We start from the raw sequence: 13,015 nt of genomic DNA, 5'->3' as shown, positions 1-13,015 counted from the left end.
AATAATACGAGTGATCATCAAGCAGCTGATTATTTTAAACCTTTTTATTTTTAAATTTAATTCTGATTTCATTCAAATTTCTGAGTTTTGCATAAATACCAGGAGTCTTTATAAATAGTTGATACCAAAAAACGGCTTTCCAGTCAGAATTTTCTAGGATAAAAGTTTGATCATACTTCTTAACGCTTGCTACTACTTTTTCACGAAAGATTTTCTGCGGATCAATCTCTGGATGCTGCCCAATCTTTATATAGTGGTCCATAGAAGCCATACAAAAAATCTGTACTGCTAAATGTTCCAATTTTGGAAAATTTTCCCTCATGTACCCTATTCTCTCTTCCAATGCCTGCAAACCATCCAGTCGTTTTAGGGAATATTGTTTTCCCATAATACTTGCTGCTTGCTGTCGATAAAAGTACAAAACATCTGTGATTTTAACCAGTTTTTTTGAATTTCCAAAAACTTTGTAGGTCCAGAATTCATCTTCATTTATTTTCCCGACGGGGAATTCAAAATGTCCTAGAACTTCCCGACGATACAATTTGTTCCACACGGTTTGTTTAAAATACTCTTTCATCAACAATTCCACAGCTGCTTCTGTTTCAAAAACTTCGATTTTTTCTTTGGTATCAGTTGAAAACTTTTCTAAGTCTTGATCATTATCAAAAGCAAGAAAATCACATTCTGCAACGTCTGCAGTATTTTCTAATAAAGCTTTTAATAACTTTTCACAAAAATCAACGGCAACAAAATCATCACTGTCTATGAATGAAATAAAATCACCGGTGGCTCTTTTCAATCCTGCATTTCTGGCATCAGATAAACCGCCGTTTTTTTTATGAATCAGTTTTATTCTGTTATCTTTCAAAGCAAAATCCTCACAAATTTGCGGACAGAAATCAGAAGAACCATCATTGACCAAAATGATCTCTAAATTCTGGTAGGTTTGATTTATGACACTGTCCAAACATTGCGGAAGAAATTGCGCTACATTGTAAATGGGAAGGATGATGCTTATTTTGTTCATTGAATAGAGGAAAATTCAAATAATGAAATCTTGCTAAAGTTATTGATTTCAAATACGGTAGGTTCTGCAAAGACTGATTTTCAAATATACTATTAAAATTAATTAGCGACACTTTGGAAACTACTGAAACGTCGATCTTAAAAAATAATTTAAATTTCACAATTTATAATTAAATCCGCAATTTGGTCATAATTCTTGATTTCAAAGGATGAAATTTAGTTCCAAACTGATCATTTTTTTCTATTATTTTATCCAAGAACGTCCAATGCGTGGGTACTTCCTGATCTGTTGCTTCCCTATACAAATTATTAATTCTTTCGGTATGAAAAATGTCTTTTGAATAAAATCGGCTGTACCATGAATGCAATAAAAAAGAATTTCCATTTTGATCAAGAACTTTGTTGGACAGACCATCTTCATGTTCCACTGCATCTAAATAGAGCGTTTTAAAATTGGTTGCAAGCCAAAGAAAAAATGGAACATAGGGCTCAAAAAAATCATACTCATATTTACTTTTAAGAAGATGATTAGGAGTGAAATTTTCGTATTGGGGATGGTGCACTGTATAATTTTTATTTATATTTTCAATGCTAAATTGTTCCCTGATTTTCTTCACATTCATTATATTAAAAAAAGGATTTGTAACAAGAGGATTGTGTTTTCTAATATCCATTACGCCTCCATCCGGAACCCCACAATTTACATAGTCATTATCAATAAAGAATTCCAAAAGATCTTTAAGTCTTTTATTATCAGTTACAAATGCATCCTCATCTATATTCAAGATGATATCTGCAGAACTTTTCATTATATTTTGATAAAAATATCCATCAGCACTTGTAAATCTGCACCTATTTTTTTTAAAAGGAAGCGTAACTGTTTTCGAGGAAAGTTTATAAAGTTTCCAATTCATTGAACGGGTATAAATTTCAATTTTCATATTATATATTTAAACAATGCGGAAATTAATAATTTTGGAGATCTTTCAAGAAAAGAAACTCTGATCTTCCATTATAAGGAGTACAATTTCTTATCACTTCCATTCAATTTTTTCTTTGATAACTTTTGCAGGTACACCACCTGCTAAAACTCCGGCAGGAATGTTTCGGGTAACAACTGCGCCGGCTGCAATCATGGCTCCATCACCTATTGTGACACCTTTAAGAACAGTTACATTAATACCGATCCAAACGTTATTTCCAATTACGGTTGTTTGGGTAGTTTCATTTTCTTTTCCTTTAATAATATGAGAATCTGAATCCCAGATTGTAAAATCTTCCCCGATCGCAACGTTATTGCCTATATTAATTTCTTTAAGACATCTGATTTTCGCATTTCTATTGATGTATCCACTGCCTAATTTCAGGTGGGCGTTATGATTGATTACAATGTGAAATGGAGCATGGATAACAAAGCCATTTTCTACATTCAATTCAGAGTTATCATACATCTTCAAAACACCCATAAAAGGATTTGGTTTACTAAAATCCGAATTTAGAATTAAGGAACCTTTATGGATATTGATTGCGCTCGAACTCTTTAATCCATAGAAAAAGTTTCCATAAGTTAAAATCACACTCTCTTTACTCCTTTTGCCGGGCGCAAAAAGCATAAAATAAATATTCCTAAATTTTATTTTTTGAATATTCGCAATAATTGTTTTTACCTGCAAAAGATTCATGAAGTGTTTTTTTTTGATTTCAAACTTGATTATCGTTATTGATTTTTTACCTTGAATATTCCAAATTTTCGCAAAATCTTAAAAATTACAGATCTATTATAAGAATCAATTTCCTTTTGCAGGGAAATCTCTTTTCTGCTTTTCGATTTTTCAATATAAATATTTTCTACGTTGACATTTCTTCTTTTGGCCGCATCGATGATCGCAACCCAGAACCAAAAATAAGCCTTATCGTGATTAGTATTGGTGGAAATACCAGTGTTGTGCAACCTGTATTTATACATGGCTTTATCCACTAACAAACAAGGCCCTGTTTCATAAAGTTTTAGCACCAGATCTTTGTCTATCGCGCGCTGCAAATAAGTGCTGATTCCTTCGGTGCTATTATAGGATTCCTTTTTATAGGAAAGAAAAGCAAAAATTTTTCCTTCAAAATCAAAAAAGTAGGGATTGCTATTTTCAATTTGGTAAGAAGTTGATTCAGATTGAATTTTTAAAAATTCATCACAAATGTAGGGTTTAGAATAAATTGCAGAAGCTTCCGGATGTTTTTCATGTTCTGCAATCATTACAGAAATTGCTTCTTCTGTGATCGCATCATCTGGATCTAAAAAAGCGCAGATTTCACCAGAAGCTAGTTCTGCACATCTTCTTTTGGTAAAACCGCACCCTCTATTTTTATCGTTTATTTCGATTTTAAAACGGGAATCACCTCCAATAATCCTTTTCATTACTGCCACCGAATCATCTGTAGAGCAATCATCAACAATGATGACTTCCCAATTTTGGTAGGTTTGCGCCATGATGCTGTTATAACAGTCTTCGAAATATTTTCCGTTGTTATACTGGGCGATGAGGAGGGAAAAAAGCGGCGTATTCATTTGATGATGTGGTGATGTGATAATTTGATGATGTGGTAATGTGGTGATGTGGTGATGTGGTGATGTGGTGATGTGGTAATGTGGTGATTTTAAAATAGATGGTTTTGATCAAATTATTTTTGCATCAATAAAATTCTGTAATAAATACCTTTCAGAATTTTTGATTTGAGATCAACTCTTTTAAATAAAAACAAATTAAACCAAACCAACTGATAAAAACGAGTCCGGATCTCCTTTCTTTCTTTCAATTTTCTCAGCAACGTTATATTATCCTGATATTCTCCGTAATGAATGAAAGACAAATAATTGGTTTTATAAAATGCAACGATGTTTTCTCTATTGGAAGTGTAATTATCCATATCGTTAAAATAATAATTTAAAACCCGCAATCGGTCTTTGTGAATATTGCCGTTTTCAAAACTCTTTTTAGTGGTGTTATGTTCATGAGAACGCATAAAGTTCAAAGCTTTTGGTATATATCTAACTTGAGCGTTTAAGGCGATTCCTACATAAGCAAAGCGATCACCTGTATTGATGTATTTTTCAAGTTCTAAAAAATTAAGGGACAAAAGACTTTTTTTTCGAAAGAGAACGCATCCCGCATTTTCGATGATCATTTCTGAAATCAGAAACGAAGAAACATTATGTCGATCAATGATATTCCCATCAGTTGCCAATTTTGCGTATGTTCCATTCTTAGATTCCGCGGTCGTGGTGAGAAAAGCTCCCTTGTTGGTGACTGTATTAGAATTGGTAAAAACCATTCCAAGCGCTGGATCATTTTTGAGTACTTTCAGCGTTTCCTCTAAAAAAGTGTCGGCAGAATAATCGTCACTTTCAGCAATCCAGACATATTCTCCTTTTGCCTTTTCTATGCCTTTGATCCATTGCTTAAAGACCCCACCGGAGTTTTTTTTATTGTATATGATCTGGAGGATCTTTGGATTTCCGCGGTACAATTCAATAATTTCCCGGCTGGAATCTGTGGAACAATCGTCTAAAATAATCAGTTCAAAATCTTGAAAAGTTTGATTAAGCACAGAATCGATCCTCTGCTTTAGATATAAAGCGTGGTTGTAGTTTGGGATGATGATGGAAATTAATGGAGTACTGTGCATTATTTTTAATCTACAATTAAGAAGTAAATTGGTTACCAAATACTTTATGCATTTTTAATAAGATAGAAAGCAAAAGTCTGTCTAAAATGATCTGCAAAAAATAAACAATCAGAATCACTTTTCGCATCAAATTTTATCAGATAAAGTAATTTCCATCAATTTTTGACACGAAAGTAGAGCATTGAATTTATTAGAAACCTGAATCTTCGCAAGACTAGTTTTTAATTTGGTTATTTCAGGATTTTTCAGAATGTAATCAATATTAAAAACAATGTCCTCAATGCTTAGGTAATCTGCAAAAAAGGCGGCATCTTCTGTCACTATTTCTGTAGGACCACCACAATCTCGAAAACATACAATAGGAATTTCCAATTCTGCTGCGTTTAGAGTTGCCAATGAGAACGATTCTTCTCTTGATAAAGATAGAAAAATATCAAAAATATTATAATAATCTTGAGGTGTCTTCGTGTTTTCAATAAACATCAATTTATCACTAATCCCTAATTTATATGAATCCATTTCAGCCATTATACGAAAATAATTTTTTCGTGTCCCACCTATTATTAGTATTTTAAAATTAAATTCAGGTTTTTTTTCCACAATATTTTTACATAATTGTGGCAACATATCAGTGCCCTTTATTAAACTAGGATACCCTACACAACCAATAATTGTTGCGTTCTCTAAGCCAAGAGAACGCTTTAACATTAATTTATCAATAGTAGGATGTACTCTATCAACAACAAATGGAAAAATTTTTTCTATTTTTCCCTCTTGTACATTATGGTCCATTGTAAGAGTGTCTACAACATTATCAGAAACCGCAATAAAATGATCGATATCATCTAACTTTACGGTTTCATCACTATTACGAAGAGTAAGAAGGTATTTTGACTCATGAACGTGCAATACTGTTTTCAAGTTATTCTTTTTAAAAAGCAGTAGAAAACTTGAAGTAAGTATGGTATTTCCATAAACCACATTGTAATTATTTTTAATTAGCGTGTTCACAATCGATTCTTTTATATCAAACCTAAGCAAACCAAGTTTAATTTTAATACGGTTTACTAAATCTTTCTTCACTAAAGAATTGAATAAAAAACACTCGCAATACTGCCCAAATTCTGATAGTAAGACACCTCCATCTAAGAATAAAACATGAATTTGAATTTCGGGATGCTCCAATTTTATAAATTTTATCAGTGCTAATAATAACTTAGGAGCGCCAGTGTTAGAAGCGTCATGCGATATAAAAAGAATCTTTTTCTCTGTCTTCATTTAAAAATTATTGTAAAGTTTACTCTAATAATAGCATCATCTTATAAACCCTTTAAAAAGCCAATTTTCTTTAAAAAGGAAACTGCCCTCGAAGACTCGTAACCTTCTATTTTATTCTCTGCTTTTATTCTGTTTTCATATTCGAAAAGTAAAAATGGCACTGAATTTTCTAAAATTTCCCGTCTTTCTTTTTTTATAATCGGACGTGATTTTTCATCTGCACTTATTCCATCTAGATAATAAATCGATATAATTTCTTCAACGTTTCTAAATTTTAAATTATAGTTACAAACTGCTACTAAAAACCATTTCCAATCTGCAACAATTGATATTTTCTCATCGTACTTCCCTACTATTTTAAATGTCTCAGTTTTCATGAAAGTACTTTGATGGGGCAGAGTACCTTTATATAAGAATTCAAAATCTAATTGTTGTGGGCATTTCTTCACAAATTCTCTGTTTTCACCGACAACTTGTATATTAAAATAAATAATATCTTCTGTATGCAATTCTTTAGATACAGTTTCTAAAGAGTTTGAATTGAGAAAAATATCTCCTGAGTTTAAAAAAAAGACATAATCACCATTTACTTGATCAATTCCTTTATTCATCGCGTTGTAAATTCCCTTATCGGGTTCGCTTACCCAAAATGTAATTTTATCTGAGAATTGGTCAATCAGTTCCTTGCTCCCATCATTGGATGCTCCATCAATGACGATGTATTCAAAATTGGTATAATTTTGAGAAAAAACACTGTCAAAGGTTCTTTCTAAACCTTCTCTGTTGTTATAATTAATGGTAATGATTGATATTTTTGGACTCATTAAAAAGGTATTACAAATATATTCAATAGTAAAGTCAAAAATCTATTTCTAAAATGTCAAAAATTCAATATTTTAAGAGGAAAGACTGCCTTTAATCATGGGGCATCATCATTTTCTAAATTTCTTTTACATCGTAAATAATTCCTTTCTTTCCAAGTAGGTAGCAAATAATCCTGTTATAGGAAGACCTGCATAACTAAGAATGGATGATGCCTATTTTTTGTTTCATATTGGGTGAATCTGTGAATTTATTAAGTTATCAAGGCCTATTACCATTTTTAATATTTATTGAATCGTTGTATTCCCTTCTTTCTTACCTTCTCACTTGTTCTCTTAAACAAATCTCTTCCACCAAACCGGTTTTTCATCATGGGTATAAGAATAGTAACCATATCCGTATTTTTTACCGTAGCGGGTGTTTTCTGGTTTTACACTGTTGAGCACGAAAGCCATATTTTTGATTCCGTTTTCACGTTGAAAGCCCGCTGCAAAATCAATCATTTCTTTCTCTGTAAAATCAGATTTTACGACATATAAGACGACATCAGAATTTTCTACAAGATGCAAAGTATCACTTACAAGCATTACTGGTGCAGAATCTAAGACTACAAAATCATATTTAGATTTCAGATCTATGATTAGATCATCGAATTTTTGCATATCAAGCAAATCATTCGGATTCGGTGCAATTTGTCCGCTGAAGAGAACATCTAAGTTTTCATTGACCAAAGAATTGATGATATAAGAATCTGCATTGGTCTTATCAGAAACCAAATAATCGGTTAAGCCTATATTTTTTCCTTTTACAAAACGATGGATTTGTGGATTACGAATATCTGCACCAACAATAATCACTTTGCTTTTTCCAGCCAAAGTTAATGCTGTATTCATTGAAATCGTGGTTTTACCTTCCCCTTTGATAGAGGAAGTTACCAAAATAACTCCACCATTTATCACATTTTTGGCTTTGAGCAGGTATTTTAAATTGGATCCCAGAATTCTGAAAGATTCGGCAAAAACAGAAAAATCATTGGGATGAACCATGTCATTTTCCAGAACATTTACAGGAATCTCTGCGATAACAGAAGCTTCGGGGATTTCGGATAGAATTTGCTGTTTTGTATGAACTTTGGTATCTAAAGTTTCCCAGCCAATAAAAAAGATAAGAGGCAATAAAAAACCGACGGCTAAAGCGCCATACATGATTTGATCTTTGTTGGGTTTTACAATCCCTATGGTATACGCGGGATTTACTACTTTAGCTTTGGGCGCAGTTACCGCCAAAGTAATGGCATTTTCTTCCCTTTTTTGCAACAAATAAAGGTAAAGCTGTTCTTTCAGAGTTTGTTGACGATCGATGCTTCGGAACATTTTTTCCTGTGTAGGATATTTGCTGATATTTCCTTTTGCCAGATTGAGTTGTGCATTGGCTTGTGCAATCTGAAGCTCTAAAGTTTCCCGAGATTCTATTAAGTTCTTACGAAGTAAATTTTTAATGGCCGAAATCTGCTTATTCATTTCAATTACTGCCGGATTTTCCCCCGTTGCTTGTTTTAGAACTCGATTTCGAGTTAATAAGAGCTTGTTATATTCGGCGATATTGCTTTCTGCACCAGAAGACAAACCCATTCCGGAAGGCAACAACTGTTCGCTTGCGCTGGCTGAAAGAACCGAATTAATGAGATCTAACTGCATAGACTGCGACAGAATGATTTTGGTGTTTTCGTCGGCTTTGCTTAAAGCCATGCTTCCTTGCGCTTCGAGATTGGTGATTTGGTTGGTCTGTTTGAAGCGTTCTTTTTCGCCCTCGATGCCAGAAAGATCATCCGTAATTACAGCCAATCGTTCATTGATAAAATCCCGAGTATTATTTGCTTCTTGATTTTTATCATTCACCCCATCAATAATATATTGCCGGGAAAGTTCATTTAGAATATCTTCTGATTTTTTCGGAACTGGACCAACCATAAAAACTTCCATGAGAAGCCCTTTATTTTCGGGCAAAGTTACGTTGATACTTCCTTCCATAGAAGCTACAGCAGCATTCACACTTCTGAAGACGACTTTTATAGGATAAGCTAAAGCGCCACCTTCCGCATTGATCACCACGACTCCAAAAGGAAATTTCGCACGTGAACCAAAGCGGTATTCGGTATTAGAACCTTCAATTTTATATGAATTTTTACCAACAGGATTAATGGTATACGTAGCAGAAGAAAATAGTTCAGGTTGATCTATGCTAATGATTTTTGCACTTAAAGGCGAGTCTTGATAAAGTTCGACTTCTTTGATGGTGCCTAAACTAAAAAAACTGACTTCTAAATTAAGGTTTTTTGCCACTGCCGCCAAAATAGGTTTAGACACAATAATGGTGGTTTCTCCTTGTAGTTCATTATCGCCACTCACTCCCATTCCCAAATTTTTCAGATCACTCAATGTGCTGCTGTTTCCTTTGGATTCTCGAAGTTTAAGTGAGGTTTTAGAACTGTATTGCGGCTGCGTGTAGCGAAGATAAATTCTGGCAGTAGTATAAAAAAGCGCAAGACTCAGTAAAAACCAAGGCCACTTTTTAAGGTATTTACCAATCTCTTTTTTAAGATTAACCTTCTTTGTCCGTTTCGGAGAGGCAGAATTTTCCAGCAGTTCCATGAATACTTATTTTCGGGTTAAGGTAAAGATTAAAGTAAGAATACCCAATCCTACTCCACCATATTTAATCCATTGGTCTACACTGGAATTATTATTGACACTGACTTGTTTATTGCGGTCGGGTTCCACATAGATGATATCATTTTGCTGCAGATAATAGTAAGGCGAATTGACAATAGAAGCTTCTGAAAGATCGAGAGAAATTACTTTATCTTTCGCTTCTTCCTCGGAATAACGAATTAATTTTACATTGGTTTTGTTCCCTTCATATTTAATGTCTCCAGACAAAGCCATGGCTTGTAAAATATTGATTTTCTCGGTAGGACTGGATTTTTGACCTGGACTTCCCACTTCTCCTAAAACGCTGAAATTGAAATTTGCCAGGGTCACATTAACCATCGGATCGGTTAAATATCTTTTCAGGCGACTTTCTAAATCAGCTTTCAGTTGCTGTTTGGTCATGCCTTTGCAGTAAATCGCTCCTAAAACGGGGAAAATAATTTGACCTTCTGAAGTAACAACATATTCTGATGGTGCGGCGGAAGAACCTCCGGAATCCTTTCCCGAAGCTGAACTTGCAGTACTTGGCATGGATGATAAATTAAAGGGACGAACCGCAATATCATCAAACGCAGAAACAAGAATCTGCAGTTTATCGCCTTCTTGAATGTGCAGCCCTGAATATTTGGCCTGAGAAATTTCCTGTTCAAAATTATTATTCGACAGGTAAACAATATTTTTCTTCGGCTTACAGGAACTCAGGAAAAAGAAGGTAAGGATCACCGTAAATACCGGAAAGTATTTTTTCATTGATTAATTTTAAGACTACAAAAGTAAAGATAATGGAGGTGGCGTAATCTTAACTCTATTTCATTTTTACCACCAGTTTTCGTTCAGATAATAATTAATACCCACCGCTAAAAGTCGGTTGTAGGTGAAATTATTGTTATTGTTCGGATACACTTTGCTAAAACCATGGTCGTAACGGATAAAGGTTTCCATTTTTAGATTCAGTTTTAAACCTACTCCGACGGAGACGCCGTAGCCAAACTTATTTAGTTGATCATCTTGGTTAAATTTATAATACACAAGATCATACGCAGGATCTACTTTTCTTTTCTCTCTTACCAAATATTCAATTCTGGGTCCAGCGAAAAGATAGACATCTCTTTTCATATTTCCTTGGTGGAAAAAGTATCTGAGGTAAACCTGCATGGCCACATAATCGTGATCAAACTGCTGAATTCCAAATTTGTCTTCCTCTGCTTTTGCAATTTCGCCCTGCATGCTGTACTCGATTTGCGGCATCAGGTAAAGCCACGCGGAGTCATACACATCATTTTCTACGAGAGACCATTGTGCGAAAATCCCTAAACTTCCACCAAAAGCTCCTTTCGAAACATCATGTACTCCAACAATAGAGCCTTTGTGGAAATTGCCAGTAATTCCGTACTTAAAAGTTTCCTGGCCGTTCACCATCATCATTAGAAAAACGGCAATGATCATATTAAGTTTCTTCATCGATTAATCGGTATGTTTATTAGTTGGATAAAATATCGGTGCAAATTAATTAAAATTATTCAATTAAAAGTCTACTAATTTTAATCAAAACTCACATTTTCGAGAATTTGAATAATAGATTCATACTCAAACCCTCTTCCGAGCATATATTTTATAGTACGCGACTTTTTTTCATAAGGTTTAAAACCATTCTGTTTGGCATAATAATTTTCATAAATTTTTTGCAAAACATGATCATAGGCTGCCTCCTCAATTTCATCAAAGCAACTGTTGATTAGCTTCTCTGATATTCCTTTAAATTTAAGATGGTTTCGAATTTTATTGCGTCCCCAGGATTTGATATAAAATTTTCCGCGGATATAACTTCGTGTAAACCGTTCCTCATTCAGATAATTTTCCTTCATCAAATACAGAAGAATTTCTTCTTTCGCTTCGGGAATGAGGAGAAAGTCCCTCATCTTCTGTTCCACTTCCTGATGACAACGATCCTGGTAAACGCAGTAGTTCGCCATTTTCTGTTTGATTTCGAGGAAGGTGTAGGATTTGTGGTTCAAGGTGCAGGTTGAGGTTCAGGTTGAGATTGAGGTTGAGGTTGAGCAATTGGACTCAACCTGAACCTTATTCCTTTTTAGTAATTAAACAAGGCTTTACCTTCCATCATCTGATTGACTTTTTTGCGGACTTCGCCAATTTTGTGGTCATCATTGATGTTCATCACTACCTCATTGATGAAGCCAGCAAGAACTTCCATATCGGCTTCTGTTAAACCTCTGGTAGTGATTGCAGCCGTTCCGAGACGAATTCCCGAGGTGGTAAAGGCAGATTTATCATCAAACGGCACCATGTTTTTGTTGCAGGTGATATCGGCTTTTACAAGGGCTTTTTCAGTTTCTTTACCATTCACATTTTTATTGCGCAAATCGACGAGCATGAGGTGGTTATCTGTTCCACCACTTACAATATCAAATCCGTTTGCGATCATGGCTTTTACTAAAGCGCGCGCGTTGGCAACGACTTGTTTCGCATAGATCATAAATTTTTCATCGATGGCTTCAGCAAATGCAATGGCTTTTCCAGCGATAACGTGTTCTAATGGACCGCCTTGAATTCCCGGGAATACAGAACTGTCGAGTACCTGACTCATCATTTTTGTTTCTCCTTTTGGCGTTTTATGTCCGTAAGTATTTTCAAAATCTTTCCCCATCATGATCATTCCTCCTCGTGGTCCACGCAATGTTTTATGCGTCGTGGTGGTCACAACATGGCAATGTTCAAAAGGGGAACTCAATAATCCTTTCGCAATTAATCCCGCAGGATGCGCGATATCGGCCCAAAGCGTAGCTCCTACTTCATCGGCAACTTCACGGAATTTTTTAAAATCTATATCTCGGGAATAGGCAGAATACCCCGCGATCAGCATTTTTGGCTGTACTTCTAAAGCTTTTTGTCGCATCGCCTCGTAATCAATCAAACCACTTTCGCGGTTTACCCCATAAAAATTGGCATGATACTGAATTCCAGAAAAATTCACAAATGAACCATGAGTGAGATGACCACCCATGGATAAATCGAGTCCTAAAATTTTGTCACCTGGTTTCAGAATGGAAAGATAGATCGCTGCATTGGCTTGTGAACCGGAATGAGGCTGAACATTTGCATAATCAACACCAAAGAGTTGCTTTGCTCTTTCTATGGCTAAAGTTTCTACTTCATCCACCACTTCGCAACCACCATAGTATCTTTTCCCAGGATATCCTTCAGCATATTTATTGGTCAAAACACTTCCGACTGCTTTCATCACGTTTTCCGAAACAAAATTTTCGGAGGCGATTAATTCGATGCCGTGAGTTTGTCTTTGTCTTTCCTGTTCGATAAGGTCAAAAATTGGATCCATATTTTTTAATTGATGTTTTTTTTATACTGTTTGATAAGGATTCAAATTTATGGAATTTTTTGAGAAGATTTTCAGTCAGGTGAAAAATTGTGGTTTTGGAGGAGCGTCTATCGATAAAAGATGATAGAAGATGAGGAGCGAT

The 13,015-nt window shown here is 34.7% G+C and carries 12 protein-coding genes; all 12 read right to left on the bottom strand.

Annotated features, from left to right (window positions below):
- Positions 1–34: 34 nt before the first annotated feature.
- The 12 genes from BW932_RS00765 to glyA all read right to left on the bottom strand — a co-directional run bounded on the left by BW932_RS00765 (position 35) and on the right by glyA (position 12,873).
- Positions 35–1,027: a glycosyltransferase family 2 protein gene (locus tag BW932_RS00765; protein ID WP_076384376.1), complete on the bottom strand. Its 993-nt coding sequence runs from the start codon at positions 1,025–1,027 to the stop codon at positions 35–37.
- 169 nt (positions 1,028–1,196) lie between these two features.
- The gene (locus BW932_RS00760) at positions 1,197–1,967 is read right to left on the bottom strand and encodes a hypothetical protein (RefSeq protein ID WP_076384374.1); all 771 of its coding nucleotides are present in this window, start codon (positions 1,965–1,967) and stop codon (positions 1,197–1,199) included.
- A gap of 93 nt (positions 1,968–2,060) precedes the next feature.
- A complete protein-coding gene (locus BW932_RS00755; protein WP_076384372.1) occupies positions 2,061–2,708 on the bottom strand; it encodes an acyltransferase in 648 nt (215 codons plus the stop codon).
- Positions 2,709–2,743: 35 nt separating this feature from the next.
- A complete protein-coding gene (locus BW932_RS00750) occupies positions 2,744–3,589 on the bottom strand; it encodes a glycosyltransferase family 2 protein (RefSeq protein WP_076384370.1) in 846 nt (281 codons plus the stop codon).
- A 113-nt stretch (positions 3,590–3,702) separates the two neighbouring features.
- On the bottom strand, positions 3,703–4,707 hold the full coding sequence (locus BW932_RS00745; RefSeq protein WP_076384368.1) for a glycosyltransferase family 2 protein: 1,005 nt from the start codon (positions 4,705–4,707) through the stop codon (positions 3,703–3,705).
- A gap of 126 nt (positions 4,708–4,833) precedes the next feature.
- A complete protein-coding gene (locus BW932_RS00740) occupies positions 4,834–5,985 on the bottom strand; it encodes a glycosyltransferase family 4 protein (protein ID WP_076384366.1) in 1,152 nt (383 codons plus the stop codon).
- 41 nt (positions 5,986–6,026) lie between these two features.
- A complete protein-coding gene (locus BW932_RS00735; protein WP_076384364.1) occupies positions 6,027–6,809 on the bottom strand; it encodes a glycosyltransferase family 2 protein in 783 nt (260 codons plus the stop codon).
- 333 nt (positions 6,810–7,142) lie between these two features.
- Positions 7,143–9,458 carry a GumC family protein gene (locus BW932_RS00730; RefSeq protein ID WP_076384363.1) on the bottom strand — a complete coding sequence of 772 codons (2,316 nt, stop codon included), beginning with the start codon at positions 9,456–9,458 and terminating at the stop codon, positions 7,143–7,145.
- A 6-nt stretch (positions 9,459–9,464) separates the two neighbouring features.
- Positions 9,465–10,268: a polysaccharide biosynthesis/export family protein gene (locus tag BW932_RS00725; RefSeq protein WP_076384361.1), complete on the bottom strand. Its 804-nt coding sequence runs from the start codon at positions 10,266–10,268 to the stop codon at positions 9,465–9,467.
- A gap of 66 nt (positions 10,269–10,334) precedes the next feature.
- The gene (locus BW932_RS00720) at positions 10,335–10,979 is read right to left on the bottom strand and encodes an outer membrane beta-barrel protein (RefSeq protein WP_076384359.1); all 645 of its coding nucleotides are present in this window, start codon (positions 10,977–10,979) and stop codon (positions 10,335–10,337) included.
- An 80-nt stretch (positions 10,980–11,059) separates the two neighbouring features.
- Positions 11,060–11,491 carry a regulatory protein RecX gene (locus BW932_RS00715; protein ID WP_076384847.1) on the bottom strand — a complete coding sequence of 144 codons (432 nt, stop codon included), beginning with the start codon at positions 11,489–11,491 and terminating at the stop codon, positions 11,060–11,062.
- 116 nt (positions 11,492–11,607) lie between these two features.
- A complete protein-coding gene (glyA, locus tag BW932_RS00710; RefSeq protein WP_076384357.1) occupies positions 11,608–12,873 on the bottom strand; it encodes a serine hydroxymethyltransferase in 1,266 nt (421 codons plus the stop codon).
- Positions 12,874–13,015: the final 142 nt, after the last annotated feature.

It is taken from the genome of Kaistella chaponensis (assembly GCF_900156725.1).
Taxonomy (GTDB): Bacteria; Bacteroidota; Bacteroidia; order Flavobacteriales; family Weeksellaceae; genus Kaistella; species Kaistella chaponensis.
Note: the sequence above shows the minus strand (reverse complement) of the source record. Positions and strands in the feature narration are given on the sequence as shown.

Excerpts from the sequence above, each read along its gene's own strand:
- BW932_RS00735 (WP_076384364.1), bottom strand. The coding sequence starts at position 6,809 with ATGAGTCCAAAAATATCAATCATTACCATTAATTATAACAACAGAGAA.
- BW932_RS00760 (WP_076384374.1), bottom strand. The coding sequence starts at position 1,967 with ATGAAAATTGAAATTTATACCCGTTCAATGAATTGGAAACTTTATAAA.
- BW932_RS00750 (WP_076384370.1), bottom strand. The coding sequence starts at position 3,589 with ATGAATACGCCGCTTTTTTCCCTCCTCATCGCCCAGTATAACAACGGA.
- BW932_RS00730 (WP_076384363.1), bottom strand. The coding sequence starts at position 9,458 with ATGGAACTGCTGGAAAATTCTGCCTCTCCGAAACGGACAAAGAAGGTT.
- glyA (WP_076384357.1), bottom strand. The coding sequence starts at position 12,873 with ATGGATCCAATTTTTGACCTTATCGAACAGGAAAGACAAAGACAAACT.
- BW932_RS00715 (WP_076384847.1), bottom strand. The coding sequence starts at position 11,491 with ATGGCGAACTACTGCGTTTACCAGGATCGTTGTCATCAGGAAGTGGAA.
- BW932_RS00740 (WP_076384366.1), bottom strand. The coding sequence starts at position 5,985 with ATGAAGACAGAGAAAAAGATTCTTTTTATATCGCATGACGCTTCTAAC.
- BW932_RS00745 (WP_076384368.1), bottom strand. The coding sequence starts at position 4,707 with ATGCACAGTACTCCATTAATTTCCATCATCATCCCAAACTACAACCAC.
- BW932_RS00720 (WP_076384359.1), bottom strand. The coding sequence starts at position 10,979 with ATGAAGAAACTTAATATGATCATTGCCGTTTTTCTAATGATGATGGTG.
- BW932_RS00755 (WP_076384372.1), bottom strand. The coding sequence starts at position 2,708 with ATGAATCTTTTGCAGGTAAAAACAATTATTGCGAATATTCAAAAAATA.
- BW932_RS00725 (WP_076384361.1), bottom strand. The coding sequence starts at position 10,268 with ATGAAAAAATACTTTCCGGTATTTACGGTGATCCTTACCTTCTTTTTC.
- BW932_RS00765 (WP_076384376.1), bottom strand. The coding sequence starts at position 1,027 with ATGAACAAAATAAGCATCATCCTTCCCATTTACAATGTAGCGCAATTT.